17 protein-coding genes are annotated in these 17,538 nt (G+C 31.1%); 7 read left to right on the top strand and 10 right to left on the bottom strand.

All coding sequences use genetic code 11. From position 1 onward, the window contains the following. Positions 1-10 precede the first annotated feature (10 nt). Positions 11-247 (bottom strand): acyl carrier protein, encoded by a 237-nt coding sequence (locus E4J94_RS09520; RefSeq protein ID WP_038336002.1) that lies wholly within the window; start codon positions 245-247, stop codon positions 11-13. Between the two features lie 228 nt (positions 248-475). Here E4J94_RS09520 and pckA point away from each other — a divergent pair, with 228 nt between their 5' ends. Next, a complete protein-coding gene (gene pckA, locus E4J94_RS09515; RefSeq protein WP_135835584.1) occupies positions 476-2,047 on the top strand; it encodes a phosphoenolpyruvate carboxykinase (ATP) in 1,572 nt (523 codons plus the stop codon). A 108-nt stretch (positions 2,048-2,155) separates the two neighbouring features. On the opposite strand, the gene E4J94_RS09510 is transcribed toward pckA, so the two are convergent. The 6 genes from E4J94_RS09510 to E4J94_RS09485 all read right to left on the bottom strand — a co-directional run bounded on the left by E4J94_RS09510 (position 2,156) and on the right by E4J94_RS09485 (position 9,320). Next, complete coding sequence (locus E4J94_RS09510) at positions 2,156-2,863, bottom strand: tRNA1(Val) (adenine(37)-N6)-methyltransferase (RefSeq protein WP_185145639.1); 708 nt, start codon at positions 2,861-2,863, stop codon at positions 2,156-2,158. Next, entirely contained in the window at positions 2,856-4,304 is a 1,449-nt protein-coding gene (locus tag E4J94_RS09505) for an ATP-binding protein (protein WP_246034293.1), read from the bottom strand. Before E4J94_RS09505 ends, E4J94_RS09510 begins: the two co-directional genes overlap by 8 nt. Before the next feature lie 2 nt (positions 4,305-4,306). Next, positions 4,307-4,894: a riboflavin synthase gene (locus tag E4J94_RS09500; protein WP_135835582.1), complete on the bottom strand. Its 588-nt coding sequence runs from the start codon at positions 4,892-4,894 to the stop codon at positions 4,307-4,309. Between the two features lie 103 nt (positions 4,895-4,997). Continuing rightward, the gene (glmS, locus tag E4J94_RS09495) at positions 4,998-6,845 is read right to left on the bottom strand and encodes a glutamine--fructose-6-phosphate transaminase (isomerizing) (RefSeq protein ID WP_135835581.1); all 1,848 of its coding nucleotides are present in this window, start codon (positions 6,843-6,845) and stop codon (positions 4,998-5,000) included. Between the two features lie 30 nt (positions 6,846-6,875). Continuing rightward, positions 6,876-8,492: a DUF4270 family protein gene (locus tag E4J94_RS09490; protein WP_135835580.1), complete on the bottom strand. Its 1,617-nt coding sequence runs from the start codon at positions 8,490-8,492 to the stop codon at positions 6,876-6,878. A gap of 15 nt (positions 8,493-8,507) precedes the next feature. Next, entirely contained in the window at positions 8,508-9,320 is an 813-nt protein-coding gene (locus E4J94_RS09485; RefSeq protein WP_135835579.1) for a glycogen/starch synthase, read from the bottom strand. A 118-nt stretch (positions 9,321-9,438) separates the two neighbouring features. Between E4J94_RS09485 and panC the strand changes: the two genes are divergently transcribed. The 3 genes from panC to E4J94_RS09470 all read left to right on the top strand — a co-directional run bounded on the left by panC (position 9,439) and on the right by E4J94_RS09470 (position 11,754). After that, positions 9,439-10,281, top strand: coding sequence for a pantoate--beta-alanine ligase (gene panC / locus E4J94_RS09480; protein ID WP_135835578.1), 843 nt, complete (start codon positions 9,439-9,441; stop codon positions 10,279-10,281). Between the two features lie 85 nt (positions 10,282-10,366). Continuing rightward, the gene (panD, locus tag E4J94_RS09475; protein WP_135835577.1) at positions 10,367-10,714 is read left to right on the top strand and encodes an aspartate 1-decarboxylase; all 348 of its coding nucleotides are present in this window, start codon (positions 10,367-10,369) and stop codon (positions 10,712-10,714) included. Between the two features lie 20 nt (positions 10,715-10,734). Continuing rightward, the gene (locus E4J94_RS09470) at positions 10,735-11,754 is read left to right on the top strand and encodes a lysylphosphatidylglycerol synthase transmembrane domain-containing protein (protein WP_135835576.1); all 1,020 of its coding nucleotides are present in this window, start codon (positions 10,735-10,737) and stop codon (positions 11,752-11,754) included. A gap of 2 nt (positions 11,755-11,756) precedes the next feature. On the opposite strand, the gene E4J94_RS09465 is transcribed toward E4J94_RS09470, so the two are convergent. Together E4J94_RS09465 and E4J94_RS09460 are read right to left on the bottom strand one after the other, a co-directional pair. Continuing rightward, positions 11,757-12,527, bottom strand: a complete 771-nt coding sequence (locus E4J94_RS09465) for a hypothetical protein (RefSeq protein ID WP_135835575.1) — start codon at positions 12,525-12,527, stop codon at positions 11,757-11,759. Then, positions 12,520-13,311, bottom strand: a complete 792-nt coding sequence (locus E4J94_RS09460; protein ID WP_135835574.1) for a hypothetical protein — start codon at positions 13,309-13,311, stop codon at positions 12,520-12,522. The genes E4J94_RS09465 and E4J94_RS09460 overlap by 8 nt, the downstream gene beginning before the upstream one ends. A 198-nt stretch (positions 13,312-13,509) precedes the next feature. Between E4J94_RS09460 and radA the strand changes: the two genes are divergently transcribed. From radA to E4J94_RS09445, 3 genes are all read left to right on the top strand, one after another. Further along, positions 13,510-14,874, top strand: a complete 1,365-nt coding sequence (radA, locus tag E4J94_RS09455) for a DNA repair protein RadA (protein WP_135835573.1) — start codon at positions 13,510-13,512, stop codon at positions 14,872-14,874. Between the two features lie 68 nt (positions 14,875-14,942). Continuing rightward, complete coding sequence (locus tag E4J94_RS09450; RefSeq protein WP_135835572.1) at positions 14,943-15,332, top strand: CD225/dispanin family protein; 390 nt, start codon at positions 14,943-14,945, stop codon at positions 15,330-15,332. A 5-nt stretch (positions 15,333-15,337) separates the two neighbouring features. Then, positions 15,338-15,748 carry a DUF2752 domain-containing protein gene (locus E4J94_RS09445; RefSeq protein WP_135835571.1) on the top strand — a complete coding sequence of 137 codons (411 nt, stop codon included), beginning with the start codon at positions 15,338-15,340 and terminating at the stop codon, positions 15,746-15,748. Positions 15,749-15,767: 19 nt separating this feature from the next. On the opposite strand, the gene E4J94_RS09440 is transcribed toward E4J94_RS09445, so the two are convergent. Beyond that, positions 15,768-17,525 (bottom strand): Ig-like domain-containing protein, encoded by a 1,758-nt coding sequence (locus tag E4J94_RS09440; protein ID WP_135835570.1) that lies wholly within the window; start codon positions 17,523-17,525, stop codon positions 15,768-15,770. Positions 17,526-17,538 lie beyond the last annotated feature (13 nt).

The raw sequence follows: 17,538 nt of genomic DNA, 5'->3' as shown, positions 1-17,538 counted from the left end.
ATAGGAACTATTACTTGTTTAAGTCTTCGATGTATGTTACAGCTTGACCTACAGTAGAAATTTTCTCTGCTTGATCGTCTGGAATTTGGATATCAAATTCTTTTTCGAATTCCATGATTAATTCTACTGTGTCTAATGAATCAGCTCCTAAATCGTTAGTGAAACTTGCTTCTAGCGTAACTTCGCTTTCGTCAACTCCTAATTTATCTACGATAATTGCTTTCACTCTTGATGTAATGTCAGACATAATTTTCTAATTTTAATTGTTGTAAACTACTGCAAAAATATAAAACTTATATTAAATACAAGCTTTTTTTTATATGCACGCATAAGAACTTACAAATATAAGACGAATAAAATTTCACGAAAACGTTTAAGTGAATGACATAAGTCAAATTTTTCACGCTTTTTTTTATTGTAACTTTGCGCAAAGTTTTTACCTTTAATATTTTAAAATTACTATAAAATCACAAAAATGAGCATAGAATTGGCATCTTATGGAATAAAAAATTCCAAAATTAACTATCAGTTATCTCCTGAAGAACTTACCGCTAAAATGGTAGAATTAGGTCAAGGAGAAATCACTTCTTCAGGAGCAGTAAATATGCTAACAGGAGAATTTACAGGACGTTCACCTAAAGATCGTTTTATTGTAAAAGACGATATTACTACAGATAATGTATGGTGGGATGGAAATATTAATATTCCTTTCGATTCTGATAAATTTGATGCTTTATATGATAAAGTTATCGCTCACTTAAGCAATCGTGAAGTTTATGTACGTGATGCTTTTGCTTGTGCTGATGATTCTTACAAAACAAAAATTAGAGCAATTACAGAAACTCCTGCTGCAAATTTATTTATTTACAACATGTTTATTCGTCCAACAGAAAACGAATTAAATAACTTTGGAGATGCTGAATGGACTATCATTAATGCTCCTACTTTTGTTGCTGATGCAGAAGAAGATGGAACAAGACAACACAATTTCTCTATCTTAAACTTTAAACGTAAAATTGTTTTAAACGGAGGAACTGGTTATACAGGAGAAATGAAAAAAGGTATTTTCTCTGCTTTAAACTTCATTATGCCAGTATTTAGAAATACTTTACCAATGCACTGTTCTGCAAACTCAGGTGAAAACGGAGATACAGCAATGTTCTTTGGTTTATCTGGAACAGGAAAAACAACTTTATCAGCAGATAAAAATAGACGTTTGATTGGTGATGACGAACACGGATGGACAGAAGATAACACAGTTTTTAATTTTGAAGGTGGTTGTTATGCAAAAGTAATTAACTTATCTCCAGAAGGTGAACCAGAAATTTTTGCTGCGATTAAAGATGGTGCGTTATTAGAAAACTGTAAATTAATTCCTGGAACTAACGAAGTTGATTTTACAGATACATCTATCACAGAAAACACACGTGTTTCTTATCCTATTGATTATATCGAAAATATTGCAGTTCCATCTGTAGGAAAAAATCCTAAAAATATTTTCTTCTTATCGTTTGATGCGTACGGAGTTTTCCCTCCAATTGCTAAATTAAACCCAGATCAAGCAGCTTACTTATTTATCTCAGGATACACATCTAAAGTTGCTGGTACAGAAGCTGGTGTTACAGAGCCTCAAACTACATTCTCTACATGTTTTGGTGCGCCATTTATGCCGTTACACCCAACTAAATATGCTGAAATGTTGAGCGATAAAGTTGAGAAAACTGGTGTAAATGTTTGGTTAATCAACACAGGTTGGAATGGTAAAAAAGAGCGTATGTCTTTAAAAGATACACGTGCGGTTATCAATGCAGCTTTAAACGGAGATTTAAACAACGCAGAATTCAAAAAAGATCCTTATTTCGGATTTGAAGTTCCTGTTGCAATCGAGGGTGTTGCTTCAGAGAAATTAAGTCCAGCAACTTCTTTTGATTCTACAGCAGCATACGAAGCAAATGCGAAAGAATTAGCAGATAAATTCAAAGCGAACTTCAAGAAATTTGAAGAGTTTGCTACTGCTGATTTATTAGCTGGTGGACCAACAATTTAAGATTAAAACTGAGATTAAAATTGAGTTTTAGTTCATTTTGAAAATCAGAAATAAATACAAAACCGAGCAAATTGCTCGGTTTTTTTTATGTTTTAAACTTCAGAAATCTTACATTTTTAAGTAAAAATCTTTCGTTAAATTAATATAATTTTCTGTGTATTGATGACGATCGACTTCAATTATTAATTCTTTTTCTTCTACTTCTTTTTCATCAAAACCAAATTCTAACAAAACACGTTTCGTTACTGTTGCCGAATTTCCTTTGATATAGACAACTCGAGATAGTTTTAAAGCATTTTGTGAAGCTATTATACAAAAATCACCCATTTGATCATAGGGAATAATAAAACTCGCTAAACCGTCTTTTTGTAGTAATTCGGAAGTTTTTTTTATTAATTCTCCAAAAGTCAACGTCTCTTGTTGACGTGCTTGTTTACGCGCATCAAAATCGACCGTATCATTCACCGCAAAAAAAGGAGGATTACTGACAATCAAATCATATTTTTTATCAATTGAATAATCTTGAAGCGATAAATTAAAAATGGTTAATCGATCTGAAAAAGTTGCATTACTGAAATTTTCTGTTGCTTGTAAAAAAGCATCGTTATCAATTTCTATTGCATCAATCATAGAAAGAGGAAAACGCTGCGCTAACATCAACGAAATTAATCCAGTTCCTGTACCAATATCTAAAATAGTATTTCCACTTTTTAAATCAGCCCAAGCTCCAAGTAAAACACCATCTGTGCCAACTTTCATTGCGGTTTTATCTTGAAAAATTTCGAATTGTTTGAATCGAAAAGGTTTTCTACTCATTATAAGGAATCAAAATATAGAATGTTGTTCCAACTGAAACTTCTGTTTCGAATCGAATTGTTCCATCATAATCGTCAATAATTTTTTTCACCATTGGTAAACCGATTCCCATTCCGCTATTTTTTGTTGTAAACTTTGGCACAAAAATAGAATCTTGAGATTCCACAGGAATCCCATCTCCGTTATCTTGAATTGTAATATGTAAAAAACCTTCTATTAAAGAAACCTCAACCTTTACTTTAGCTGTACGAGATTGTGGAATTGATTGAAATGCATTCTTTGTAATATTGGTAATAATTCTGTTCAAATATTGTTTATCAAAACGCATCATGATGATATTTGGAGAATAATTAAACTCAATAAACTCCATTGGAAATACATAAAGTGTATTTTTTATAACATCAACTATGTCAATTTTTTCATCTTTACGGGAAGGCATTTTTGCAAAATCTGAAAAAGCCTCTGCAATTGCAGAAATTGTATCAATTTGTTGTAACAAAATATTCCCAGTTCGCATTGTTTTTTCTTCGAGATCAGGATCATTTGGATCAAATTTTCGCATATAATTCTGAATCATCAAACGCATTGGTGTCAATGGATTCTTCACTTCATGTGCAACTTGTCTCGCAAAATCTCGCCATGCTTCTTCACGCTCTTGCTTAGCTAATAAATCTGATTGTTCTCTTAATCGATACAACATATCATTATAAGAATCAACCAAAACCTTTATTTCGTCATTTCCATCGTAACGAATTGGCATATTATTTACGATAACTTCTGTTTCGCGAATACGGTCTGCAAACGACCAAAGTTTATTCAATGTCCGTTTAGTGACAAAATATACTGCTAATGTTCCAAATAGAAGAATTACTCCAAACGCTAAACCATAACTACCAATTAAGGTAAACATGTCTTGTTGTAAAAAGTCTTGATTAGATTGATAAGGTAAACAAAGAATTGCAATATTTTCGTTGTAATAATTTTTGATATTACTATAAGACGAATAAATATCATTTTCGTTATTTGTATCCTTATTCGTTATGATAAAATCATTCGAATTTTTAAGTTTATCTAATATTTTTTGAGGTAAAACATTATAAGTTGTTGAAACTGGCTGTGTTGTTAATATTTTATTTCCTCGTAAATCGTAGATTACAATATCTGTTTTATTAATATCTCCAATTCTAAGAAAACCATCTTCTAAAATTGTATGAATATTATCTTTGGTTGCAATTCCAGGATAATTATCCATTTCATAATCTATTGCAGATTCTACCGCTCTAACTTTTCGTTTGAGGATATCTTCATGATATTGTTTCGTTTGCTCATTAAAATGATTGGCTGTAATCAGCAAAATTGCTCCTGCTGTAAATAACAAAATCGTTACCATATAAATGATAATACGAACAGGTAGCGATAGGTTATTTTTTTTTCTAATCATTTTTATTTTTGAAATAATCTTTTGACGTATTTTCCTAAGATATCAAATTCTAAATTCATTGTATCACCAACTTTCACTTGATTAAGATTTGTAAACTCCCAAGTATAAGGAATAATTGCAACCGAAAACTGTCCGACTTTACTATCAACAACTGTTAAGCTAATTCCATTAAGGCAAATTGAACCTTTTTCTACTGTTACATTTCCCGATGAAGCTTCATCATATTCCACTGTAACAAAAAAGCTTCCATTTTGGTTTTCAATTGAAACAATTTTACCTGTTTGATCAACATGTCCTTGAACAATATGTCCATCTATACGACCATTAAACTGCAAACATCGTTCTAAATTGATTAAATCTCCTTCTTTTAATGTGTTAAAATTTGTTTTTTGTAGCGTTTCCTCTATAGCTGTAACTTTATAAAGTTCATCTTTAAAGTCAACAACCGTTAAACAAACTCCATTATGCGCTACACTTTGGTCAATTTTTAGTTCATCACAAAAATCAGCTTCAATCCATAAATGTAAATTAGATTGATCTTTCTCTGTTTTTATAAGCTTCCCAACTCCTTCAACGATTCCTGTAAACATGATGATATTTTCTTGTGAAATTAATAATTAATTTAAACTTAATGAAACGAAAAAGGGATGATTTTAGAACATCATCCCCTCTAATTTATCTTAATAAGATTTTTTATTCAACTGTAACTGATTTTGCCAAGTTACGAGGCTGATCTACATTTTTACCTAATTTAACCGCAATCCAATACGATAATAGTTGTAATGGAATAGCTGTTAAGATTGGAGAGAACTCTTCTGCAGTTTCAGGAATTACTACAAAATCATCTGCCATAGCAGTTACTTGCTCGTCACCTTCGTTCACTATAGCAATTACTTTTGCACTACGAGATTTAATTTCTTGAATATTAGAAACTACTTTTTCGTAATATCCTTTTTTCGTTGCAATTACAATAACTGGCATATTCTCATCTAATAAGGCAATTGGTCCGTGCTTCATTTCTGCTGCAGGATATCCTTCTGCATGGATATAAGAAATCTCTTTCAATTTTAATGCACCTTCCAAAGCTGACGGATAATTGTACCCACGTCCTAAATAAATTGCATTTCTATTGTCTTTGTATTTATCAGCTATTTGGTCAATAACTCCTTCACAGTTATCTAAAATTTGCTGAACTAGTTCAGGAATACGCTCTAATTCGCGAGTTAATAAGTTGAATTTTTCTGTTGATAATTCACCATTATGCTTTCCTAATTTTAAGGCAATTAGTGCTAAAACTGTTAACTGAGCAGTAAATGCTTTTGTAGACGCAACTCCAATCTCTGGACCTGCATGAGTATAAGCTCCTGCATCTGTTATACGTGCAATAGAAGAACCTACAACATTATTAATTCCGAAAATAAATGCTCCTGCTTCTTTTGCTAATTTAAGTGCTGCTAAAGTATCTGCAGTTTCACCTGATTGAGAAATCGCAATTACAACATCATGTTTATTGATGATTGGATTTCGGTAACGAAACTCTGAAGCATATTCTACTTCTACAGGAATACGTGCAAAATCTTCAATCATATATTCTGCTACTAAACCTGCATGGTAAGATGTTCCGCATGCAACAATAATGATACGCTTAGCGTTCAAGAATTTTTCATGATGGTCCCAAATACCAGCCATTTTAATTACTCCTTCATCCACCAATAAACGTCCACGCATTGTATCGCGAATAGAACGAGGCTGTTCGTTAATTTCTTTTAACATGAAATGCTCGTAACCACTTTTTTCTATTGCTTCGATATTTAATTGTAATTCTTGAATATCTAAAGAAACAGTCTCATTATTTTTGATTGTACGTACATCAACTTCTTTATCCAAAGTAATTGTTGCCATATCACCATCTTCTAAATAAACAGCATCTTTAGTAAACTCGATAAAAGGAGAAGCATCAGAAGCTACAAAAAATTCGTTTTCTCCAATACCTATTGCTAATGGAGAACCTAAACGTCCTACAACAATAGTATTTGATTGTTCTTTATCTAAAACTGCAATCGCATAAGCTCCTACAACTTCATTTAAAGCTAAACGAACTGCATCTGTTAAATTTAAGTTTTGTTCTTCTTGAAACAATTGAATAAAGTTCACTAAAACTTCTGTATCTGTATCACTATGAAAAACATATCCTTTTTCTATTAACAGTTGTTTTATTGCTTCATAATTTTCTATAATTCCATTATGAACCAAAACCAAACGTCCGTTATTAGACATATGAGGATGTGAATTTACATCATTCGGAACTCCATGTGTAGCCCAACGAGTATGTCCAATTCCTAAATGAGGTGTTTTATCTAAATTTGCTGATTTATCTTCTAAATCAGATACTTTTCCTTTCGTTTTTACTAATTCAAAATCAGTACCAGTAGAAAGAACCAATCCAGCACTATCATATCCACGATATTCTAGTCTTTTTAGTCCATTAATTATAATTGGGTACGCTTCGCGATGTCCAATATATCCTACAATTCCACACATAACGTTATAATAGTATTTTAAGTTTAATTCTTATTTTTTAGAATAATATACTAATAGTTTCAATTTCTTAGTTACATCTTCTGTTTTATTTCCATGTAATACAACTCTGTATGGGTTATACGCTCTATTATTTTGATACGGATTTGTACTATTAATAGTTGTTGCATCAGAAACAGATGTAATGAAATTCCCCATTGTAATATACATCGTTTGATCCTTAAATTCATTACCTTTTTCTAACATACTTTTAAGATGTTTAGTAATATCAATTGTATAAAAATCTGTTTTTCCTTTAACAATAGGATTAAAATGTACAGAAGTTGGATATGAATTATAAAATTCTAAAACATCTGCATATAACTCATCAACAACTTTATTATCTTTTTTATAATTGTTCCAAGCTACTAGATAAGGAGGTTTTACAAAACCATAAGAATCATCTATATAAAATTTTAACTTAGCTCCAAGAATCACAATATTATTTTTTGTCATCTCAGATTTTAAATTATCTAATTGTGATTGATTAATTTTTAACTGTGCATAATTACCACTCATTCCACTTAGATACAATCTTGCATCACCATTGATAGAATCTGATTTGACACTTGAATAAGTAGAACCAGTTATATTATTTATAATTTGAGAGGCAATCACATTTGCATTATTTGCAGTACCAGAATTCCATTGATTTGTAAGATCAAATCCATAGACATCAGATAAACGTTCTTTATAATCTTTATCTGTATCTTCCTTCTTTTTAGGATTTTTATAAGAATAATACATTTTCAAGTCAATTTTATTTGGATTAAAATTGACAATAAATCCATTAGATTCTTCGACAGAAAACTCAAGACCTTTTATATTCTCACGAATAAACGTTGCATAATCAGAAAGTAATCCTGTTTTGGCATTCTTTATAATTTTTTCTTCAAAATACTTTTTATCTAAAGAGACTTTATAACCAATAGGGCTCTCATAAATATTACTTGTTTCCCCTAACTCTTTAACAATTTTAGATTCTACAGTATTTCCTATTATTGCAGAGCCAATAGGTTCTGAATTAGTAGAAATAGCAGATTCTGAACTATATAATTTTGAAAAATATTTAGAGTCTTTATATAGAATTGTATTAATATCTCTAATTTTCAATGTCATCTTCATATCCTTATTTCCATATAAAGAGTCTACTTTATACTTAGTAATGATTTCTATTCTGTCTTTCTCAACAGGCTTTTCTCCAGGCTTAGAAAGATTAATTGTATCCCTATTCTCTTCAGTAAATTTGACTGATGAATCGTAATATATTGGAACATATAAATTAACAGAATCTACTTTAGTCTCTTCACCAAAATCTTTATTACCTATAGATGAAGGTCTAATTTGTGTATAAAATTTAGACAATGTAGAACCAAAAATTGGCTCACTGTAGATACCAAAAGCTCCATTTTGAAGTACAAATCTATCTGTACGAAGTGTATCAAATGTGGAATTAAATGCAATAACGTCTAATGATTTCACATCACCTTCTGCTTCACCACCGATCACATTATTATCTAATCCTAAAGTTTCTTCTTCACAAGAAACCATTGTTCCCATTCCAACCATCATTGCAACAGATACAGAAAGGACATTCAAAAAATTTTTCATTAATCTAAACAGATTTTAATTAGAGTTCATTACTTCCTCAATATAAAAGTTATTATAAACTTCTTTTGCTTGCTCTTTTGAGCAATAGTCTAATAAAGGAATATTTTGTTGGTTGATATAGTTTTTCACATCTTCTGGAATCATTTCCTCTCCTTTAGCTACCGCATCTGCGTATTGTAAAGAAGATTGTATCATTCCTAAGTGTGTAGGTTTTTCTAAATATTGTTTTACATCAGCTTCTACTTTATCAAAAGCTAATTTTTTAACTAATTCGTTATCTAATTCTCCTTCAAATCCGTTGTCAAATAGAGAAACAACAACTTTTGCATCTTGAAAGAAAGGATCGTCAGAATAATATTTTTTTAGATACAATGGTACTAAACTAGACATCCAACCCATTACGTGAACAACATCTGGTTTCCAATTTAATTTTTTTACTGTCTCTAAAACTCCTTTTGCGAAGAAAATAGAACGCTCATCGTTATCAGAAAATAATCCATTATCTTCTCCATAAACTTCTTTACGTTTAAAATATTCCTCGTTATCTATAAAATACACTTGTAATCTTTCTCCTGGTACAGATGCTACTTTAATGATTAAAGGCTGATCCAAATCATTAATAATCATGTTCATACCTGAAAGTCGTATTACTTCATGTAATTGGTGTCTTCTTTCGTTAATTGCTCCAAATCTTGGCATAAAGATTCTTACATCTGCGCCACTACTTTGCATGATTTTTGGCAAATCTAATGCTTGCGAAGACATCGGATTTTCAGGAAAGTAAGGTACCATTTCTGTTGTTACATACAATATGCGCTTTCCTTCCATAATTTCTACTCTCTTTTCCTAATGAATAATAAGGTACAAATTTACAAAAAAATGTTGATATATTATTTGCTTATAGTAGCTTTGCCAGATATTAGTTTTTTTTTAACAAATCAATGTTATGGTTATATTTAACGAAAAGGAAAAATTAACTCCCGCGATCGTCGAGTTAAAAAACCAAAACAAAACCATTGGCTTTATCCCAACAATGGGCGCTTTACATGAAGGACACATGTCTTTGGTAAAAGCTTCTAAAGCTCAAAACGATTACACAATCGTCAGCATTTTTGTCAATCCGACACAATTTAATAATCCAGAAGATTTGGCAAAATATCCTCGAACAGAGGAAAATGATAAAGAATTGTTAATGAAAAATGGCTGTGATTTTGTCTATATGCCTACTGTTGAGGATTTATATGAAGCAAATGAAGGTGCAAAACATTACGACTTTAGCACGATAGACAAAGTAATGGAAGGATCTTCTCGTCCAGGTCATTTTGATGGTGTAGCAACTATCGTTTGCAAATTATTCAAAGCAGTTCATCCAACAAAAGCTTATTTTGGAGAAAAAGATTTTCAACAAATTCGTATCATTCAGGAAATGGTAAAACAAGAGAATTTAGATGTCGAAATTATTCCAATGCCAATTCATCGTGCAGATTCTGGTTTAGCATTTAGTTCAAGAAATGCACGTTTATCAGTTCAACAAGCTTCTGATGCACCTCAAATTTTTTCGATTTTATCACAAGCTGTAATGCTTAAAAACGAAGGAAAAGATGTTGCTTCTGTAAAGGCTTTTGTCGAAAAAGAATTCAAAAACTCACCTTTTGAATTAGAGTATTTTGAAATCACAGATGAAGAGACATTGTTGTCTATCGAACATTTTTCTGATGCCAAACATATTCGTGGATTTGTCGTTGCTTATGCAGGCGATGTACGTTTAATAGATAATATTCAGTTTTAATAAAATATAACAAATCCTTCAAACCAATTGAAAAATATTGGAACGGGTTTTGAAATTTATAAGTTCAGTGTAACTTTGCAAAATTATGATGATAGAAGTTTTTCACTCTAAGATACATAGAGTTAAGGTAACAGACGCAAAATTAAACTACATCGGAAGTATTACAATCGATGAAGATTTGATAGATGCTGCAAATATGGTAGTTGGTCAAAAAGTACAAATCGTGGTTCAAGAAAACGGAGAACGATTTGAAACTTATATTATTAAAGGTAAACGTGGAAGTGGTGAAATTTGTTTGAATGGACCAGCTGCGCGTAAAGTACAAGTAGGTGATACCGTAATCATTATTACATATGCAATGATGGATTTTGAGGAAGCCAAAACCTACGAACCAACAATTGTTTTCCCTAACGAGAACAATCGTTTAGATTAAGAAATTAATTTTCAATATATATGAAGAGTAAGATCAAACAATCGCTCTTCTTAATCATTGCTTCATTGTTGGCCGTATTTTTTATCGTAATAACAATGAGGCAGATTGATTTCGAACGAGTTGCAAAAGTTTTAAAACAAACTAATTATTTTTGGATTTTTGCATCTATGGCAATTAGTATTCTCACTTATTGGATTCGTGCCGCTCGTTGGAATCTACTTCTAAAGCCGATGGGCTATGACACACAAACCTCATCTGGTTTTTGGGCTATTGCATTTGCATATTTTATGAATTTAACCATTCCTCGAAGTGGTGAAGTGGCTCGTGCTACAAGTTTCTATAAAATGGAAAAAGTGCCGTTTGAGAAATCTTTCGGAACAGTAGTTTTAGAACGTGTAATTGACGTTTTATTTTTGGGATTATTTTTCGGTTTAACACTTATTTTCAATTACGAAACATTCATCAAATTTGTTGAACTAGGAAATAAAGAAAAAGCACATCAACCAACATCAGAACCTTCGTTCTTAAAATATTACATCGCAATTGGAATTCTAGTTTTAGGAATTGGATTAATTGCTATTTTCTGGAAAAAAATTAGTCAATTAAAGTTTTTCGAAAAGATCAAAACCTTTTTATTTGGACTTTGGGAAGGGATAAAATCAATCTCTAAATTAGAAAAAAGAGGTTTATTCATCTTTTATTCTTTCGCGCTTTGGATTTGTTATTTCCTAATGACTTATCTTGTTTTTTTTGCTTTTCCAGACACCAAAAATTTTGGAATACCAGAAGGTTTATTTCTATTAATTGCGGGATCTTTGGGAATGATTTTGCCTGTTTCAGGCGGTTTGGCTTATCCTTATATCATGTCGATTGCATTTTCGGCAGTTTATTTAGCGAAAGGCGGAGATCAACACGAAGGACGAGCAATTGGAGATTATTTTGGTTTAATTCTTTATATAGCTCAAGTTATATCGATGATTAGTTTTGGACTAATTGCTATTTACAAAATCGCACGAATTCGACGAAATTCGACGAAATAATTTCATTTCTTTATCATTTCCAAATATTTAGGAGCTTGTTCCTCTAAGATTTCGGTAATTTTATCATATCTATTTTCCTTTACCAATTTTTCTAACTCAAAATTAGCATAACAATACGTTACATAATCCGTGACCTTATTTTCAGGAATATTTAAACTTTCGATGAAGTAATTTTGAGTAAAATAATTTTCAACATCTTTTATTTTATCAACTCTTTTAAAATATTGATCTTGCTGTTTTGCTTTTTTCTTCTGACCAGTTATTACAGAAATCCATTGTGTCGGGTCCAACAATCCATTACTATTTAACATAGAGGATGCGTTTGGATTAACTTTATGATATTGCATATTTGGATTTAATCCTAATCCTTCATAGAGCTTTGTTACAGAGTTTTTTTCAACTTTTATATTCTTCTTCCAATCTTTGTTCAATGTATTAATTCTTGCTTCAGCCAGCTCAATTGTTTCTATATTTAGATGAACAATAATTAATCCTTTAGTAAGAATATCAGAAGTTATTTTAATTATCCTTTCTTTATAAAAATCATGTGTAAAAACTAATTCATCTCCAATGGATGCTCGGATAGAAAACATTCCTCTATCATTCGTAAATGTTTTAGCATTTGTCATTTCATTTGTAACCAAAATATGATCAACTGCATCTTGTCCAATGACTCCATCATCAATTACAACTTTTCCAGTTATCAAATTTGTTTGAGAAAATGTAAAAACACTTGACAAACTAAAAAATAGAATATAAATAATTTTATTCATTTGTTTTTATTTTTGAAAGATAAATCGGTGCTTGTTCTTCTATTACAAAAAGAATTTCATCAAAATTATTATCGTTTAACAATTTAGGAAAATTAAAATTCGAATAACAATAATCTAAAAACTCATTTATTTTTCCTTCCGGAATTTTTAAATCATTTACAAAATAATAGGTTGTGAAAAACTTATGTAATACCAACAATTGATCTTCTTTCACGACTTTTATTGAAACTGAATTTTTCATTCGCTTTTTTGGACTTTTAAACAAATCAAATAATCCTATTAGGTTTACTCCTCCAACCTGTTTTATCGTTCTATTCACTTTTTCTTCTTCATGTTTAAGATTCAATTCAGCTTTAAATTTAGGAGAAACAACGCCCATTTCATCATTCAATTTTTCTTGATATGATTTTTCTTTTCCTAAATTTTTGAGCGCGTCTTTATTCAAGCTCTGAATATACATTTCTGATAGTTCAACTACTTCAACATTCACATGAATCGTTACAAAACCTTTCGTGATCATTGTTTCTGAAACCTTCAATGTTCTATCCTGAATACCTAAATGTTTTATATATAATTCATCATTCAAATTTACATTTATCGAAAATAAACCAAGATTATTCGCTTTGGTTCTAGCTTTGGTTGTTAAATTTTCAATCAAAACACCTTCCAAATCAATAATTTCTTCTGCATTATCTACAATAATTTTACCAGAAATTAAGGTCGATTGTGCATAGACAGAAATACAAAAAATATAAAAAAAGCTAACAAGTAAAATTCTTTTCATTGGCATTTTAAAACGTGATTAAAAATAATCGAGAAAATGATTGGAAATCAATTTTTAACTCAACTTTAGATAAAGTTGATAATTTGTTAAAAAAATAAATCATCATTAACGTTTTTTAGTTATTGTATTAAAAAATTTCACACTTACAACTCCATATCTTGTCGCGATAAAACATTATTTTTGTCTAAATTTGAACCTATGGCTAAAACAAAAACTACATATTTCTGCCAAAACTGTGGCACGCAAACCGCTCAATGGATGGGACAATGCAAAAGTTGTGGCGAATGGAATACCATTGTTGAAGAAATTGTAAACAAAGGCGACGAAAAAAAATCTTGGAAAGATAAGTCAGACAAAAAAGAGAAAACTTTTGCACTGAATATCCGAGAAATAAACCCATTAGGAGAAATTAGAATTTCAACAAAAAACCAAGAATTAGACAGAGTTTTAGGAGGAGGAATTGTTCCTGGATCCGTGATTTTGGTTGGTGGAGAACCTGGTGTTGGAAAATCGACATTGATGTTGCAAGTTGCCTTAAAGTTAGACACAATTAAAATTTTATATGTTTCTGGAGAAGAATCTGTTTCACAAGTAAAGCTTCGTGCTGAACGAATTGGAATTGAATCAGATCAATGTTTTATTTTACCAGAAACCAATACACAGAAAATATTTGCTCACGCAAAAGAAATTCAACCTCAATTAATTGTTGTCGATTCTGTACAAACACTTCAAACCACTTATGTAGAATCATCTCCAGGAAGTATTTCTCAGATTCGAGAAACAACTTTCGAACTAATTCAATACGCAAAAGAAACCAATACACCGATTATTTTGATTGGTCATATTACGAAAGAAGGTGTAATTGCTGGACCAAAAATTTTGGAACATATGGTAGATGTTGTATTGCAATTTGAAGGCGATCGCAACCATATCTACCGAATTTTACGTGCAAATAAAAACCGTTTTGGATCGACTGCAGAAATCGGAATTTATGAAATGCAAGGAGCTGGTTTGCGTGAAGTTACAAATCCATCCGAAGTGTTAATTACCAAAAAAGATGAATTACTAAGCGGAAATGCAATTGCAGCAACTTTAGAAGGGGTTCGTCCAATGTTAATTGAAATTCAAGCTTTAGTTTCTACTGCTGTTTATGGAACTCCACAACGAACAGCAACTGGTTTTGACGCAAAACGATTGAATATGTTGTTGGCTGTCTTAGAAAAACGCGCTGGTTTTCGATTGAATATGAAAGATGTTTTCTTGAATATTACAGGAGGTATTAGAGTGGATGATCCTGCAATTGATTTAGCTGTTATTGCGGCAATTCTTTCATCAAGCGAAGATTCTGCCGTTCCAGATAATTGTTGTTTTGCGGGAGAAGTTGGTTTAAGTGGAGAAATAAGAGCTGTGAATCGTGTTGAACAACGCATTACAGAAGCCGAAAAACTAGGTTTTGATGCAATTTTTGTTTCAAAATACAATAAAATAAAAGACACCGATTTTGGAATTCGAATTGTTCGAATCTCTAAAGTTGAAGATTTGTATCGTATGTTATTTCAATAGATATTACGTTTTATTAAATTTATTTAAACATTTTTTCTATTTTTATTCGAAACTAAAAAAACATTTTTATGGATTATTCTAACCAATCTAATCAAGATTTAAATCAATCACAACAATCTTCTTTTGAAGATATTAAACCAAAACCCGAAAACAATCTGGTTTTAGCAATTATTGGAACTATCTTAGGCCTTTGTTCTCCTTGTTGTATTGGATTAATTGTCGGTATTGTTGCAATTGTATTCTCTAATCAAGTTAATACAAAATACGCTATCGGAGACTATGCAGGTGCTGAACAAGCTGCTAAGAACACTAAAATTTTAGCTTATATTGCTTTAGGATTAGGAATTTTAGGAGTTATTATTAACATTGTTACTCTTGTGACTGGAGGAATAGACGCTTATATGGATCAATACCAAAGCATTCTAGATAATACTGGAGGTGGAAGTATTGACGATTAAATAATATGATGAAACGGATTTTGGTTTATGGATTTGCTACGCTTTTACCACTTTTGGTAGTTGTGTATTTTTATAGTTATTACAATAACCAAAATCCTTTTTCTATCAAATGTATATTTCATGAAGTAACTGGCTTATGGTGTCCTGGTTGCGGTGGACAACGTGCTTTTTCTCTACTTGCCCATGGACATATTTTGCAATCTTTACGTTACAATTTACTCTTACCTTTCGCACTTTACATTTGCGCGCAATTGTATTATTCTATCATCGGAAATATTTTTTTAGGCAAAACAATGTCGGGCAATCTCCATCTTCCAACAAGTTTTGCACGAAATTTTCTAATCTTCCTTCTGGTTTATTCTATTTTAAGAAACATTCCTCTTTCACCTTTTATATATTTGGCACCAGAAAGTTAATAATAAAAAAATCAGAGAACTATTCCTCTGATTTTTTATTTGTTGTTCGCGGATTTTGGTGCTCCTCGCCTTCTTTCAATTCTCCTCGACGTATTCTATTTTTGTCCGAATCTTTGTCATCATTTGGTAAAGAAACGGGTTGATTTGCTTCACCTAAAACCCATGTTTCGGTCGCATCCCACATCGCTCTAATTTTGATTGGCTCTGGATACAAATAAATTGGCTCAGGTTGTTTACCTGATAAATAATCTCCTGTATCCCATTTACCATTTTCGTTTTCATCAACCAATAAACGGAACAAATATTCTCCTGGTTCAATAAAATTGAACTCGAAATAGTTTTTATTTGCTGGATTATATAATTCTTCAATTACTGTAAAGTCTTTATCAGTCTTTAAAAATTGTAATATAAATGGTTTACTTGGAGTATTCTGAAGAGTTAATTTCAAATGTCCAAAATCGCCACGCGTTCCCATTTTTATTGGATAAGCAAGCGTATCATTCTTCTCTCCTAACACATCTATCAATGCATTTGGATAGATATTAACTTCAAATTTTTCGTCTAAATTTTTCTCAAAAGCAAAATTCAAATTCTGTGCATTAACTGTATCAATTGAAACTTTAAAAGGAATTGAAATTGTATCCTTAAATACATGAATTTTAGAAACATCCAAAGATTTTAATGGTGCATTTGCCTGAATTTTAAAATCTTTATTTGGTGCTAATTTTTGATCATTTAATGCTTTAAATTCTAATTTTCGTTCCGTATTCGATTTTGAATATAATGCACTTACTTCATCAATTTGATCTTTATGTTGAACCTTGAAATTTAATTTTGCACTTCTTCCTACAATTGTATCTACTTTTGGATTGAACCAAAAATTAATCGAATCTTGTTTTGGAAACTTCTGAATATAAGCTGTTTTAAATTCTTTTCCAACTGGCGTTATCGTCACATCATCAGTTGCTCCTGTTGTTTTAAAAACAATTAAACCTTCTTGTTTAAAACTTGCTTCAGGTTTACGATAAGCTGTTTTTTGATTAAATAAATTCAAGTTGATTTGTTGATTCCCATTCAACTCAATTGGTTCGTTATGAAAAGCCAAACGTTCCTTCCCATAATCATACATTACATTTTCTACTTTATCTTCAAAAGCTATCAATTTATATTTACCAGAAGCTAAATAATTTAATTGATATTCTCCTTTATCATTAGCTCTTGTGATGTAATATGGTTTTTTTTGTAAGATTATACTATCCTTATAAGCGCTATCTATTTTATATAGCCCAACCAATATCTTCTCTGGCAATTTAAAATCATACGATGCATTCACTCGTCCTATAACTTTCAACGAATCAATAAAACTTCCTGTTGAAAAAACATATTGAAAGTTCGATAGTTTGTTACCTTCATTTAAATCTTGAATAGCCTCACCAAAATTAAAACTATACGTTGTATTGGGTAACAATGCTTCTTGAAATTTGATTGAAATATTTTTCTTCGCTAAAGCTTGAGGCGTAACAATTGGTGGAATCTGAAAAGATGGTGAAACAACTACATTTTTACTATAATCTTTCAAAAGAATATATTCATCAAAATTAATTATAGCTTCTTGCAAATTGACATCTACATTCGTTGTCAATGTATCTGGATCAGCTTTTAGAAAAACTGGTGGAGTTTCATCTTTAGGCCCTCCAGTTGGTGAACCTTGTCTTGCACAAGAAATAACCATCAAAATGGTTAACATCAAAAGCGAAAAACGTGTTGTCTTATTCATGAGCGCAAGTTAA

Origin of the sequence: Empedobacter tilapiae, assembly GCF_004785645.1 — a bacterium.
GTDB lineage: Bacteria > Bacteroidota > Bacteroidia > Flavobacteriales > Weeksellaceae > Empedobacter > Empedobacter tilapiae.
The sequence above is the reverse complement of the archived record's forward strand: the minus strand, read 5'-3'. Positions and strand labels throughout refer to the sequence as shown.

Excerpts from the sequence above, each read along its gene's own strand:
- E4J94_RS09520 (WP_038336002.1), bottom strand. The coding sequence starts at position 247 with ATGTCTGACATTACATCAAGAGTGAAAGCAATTATCGTAGATAAATTA.
- pckA (WP_135835584.1), top strand. The coding sequence starts at position 476 with ATGAGCATAGAATTGGCATCTTATGGAATAAAAAATTCCAAAATTAAC.
- E4J94_RS09510 (WP_185145639.1), bottom strand. The coding sequence starts at position 2,863 with ATGAGTAGAAAACCTTTTCGATTCAAACAATTCGAAATTTTTCAAGAT.
- E4J94_RS09505 (WP_246034293.1), bottom strand. The coding sequence starts at position 4,304 with ATGATTAGAAAAAAAAATAACCTATCGCTACCTGTTCGTATTATCATT.
- E4J94_RS09500 (WP_135835582.1), bottom strand. The coding sequence starts at position 4,894 with ATGTTTACAGGAATCGTTGAAGGAGTTGGGAAGCTTATAAAAACAGAG.
- glmS (WP_135835581.1), bottom strand. The coding sequence starts at position 6,845 with ATGTGTGGAATTGTAGGATATATTGGACATCGCGAAGCGTACCCAATT.
- E4J94_RS09490 (WP_135835580.1), bottom strand. The coding sequence starts at position 8,492 with ATGAAAAATTTTTTGAATGTCCTTTCTGTATCTGTTGCAATGATGGTT.
- E4J94_RS09485 (WP_135835579.1), bottom strand. The coding sequence starts at position 9,320 with ATGGAAGGAAAGCGCATATTGTATGTAACAACAGAAATGGTACCTTAC.
- panC (WP_135835578.1), top strand. The coding sequence starts at position 9,439 with ATGGTTATATTTAACGAAAAGGAAAAATTAACTCCCGCGATCGTCGAG.
- panD (WP_135835577.1), top strand. The coding sequence starts at position 10,367 with ATGATGATAGAAGTTTTTCACTCTAAGATACATAGAGTTAAGGTAACA.
- E4J94_RS09470 (WP_135835576.1), top strand. The coding sequence starts at position 10,735 with ATGAAGAGTAAGATCAAACAATCGCTCTTCTTAATCATTGCTTCATTG.
- E4J94_RS09465 (WP_135835575.1), bottom strand. The coding sequence starts at position 12,527 with ATGAATAAAATTATTTATATTCTATTTTTTAGTTTGTCAAGTGTTTTT.
- E4J94_RS09460 (WP_135835574.1), bottom strand. The coding sequence starts at position 13,311 with ATGAAAAGAATTTTACTTGTTAGCTTTTTTTATATTTTTTGTATTTCT.
- radA (WP_135835573.1), top strand. The coding sequence starts at position 13,510 with ATGGCTAAAACAAAAACTACATATTTCTGCCAAAACTGTGGCACGCAA.
- E4J94_RS09450 (WP_135835572.1), top strand. The coding sequence starts at position 14,943 with ATGGATTATTCTAACCAATCTAATCAAGATTTAAATCAATCACAACAA.
- E4J94_RS09445 (WP_135835571.1), top strand. The coding sequence starts at position 15,338 with ATGATGAAACGGATTTTGGTTTATGGATTTGCTACGCTTTTACCACTT.
- E4J94_RS09440 (WP_135835570.1), bottom strand. The coding sequence starts at position 17,525 with ATGAATAAGACAACACGTTTTTCGCTTTTGATGTTAACCATTTTGATG.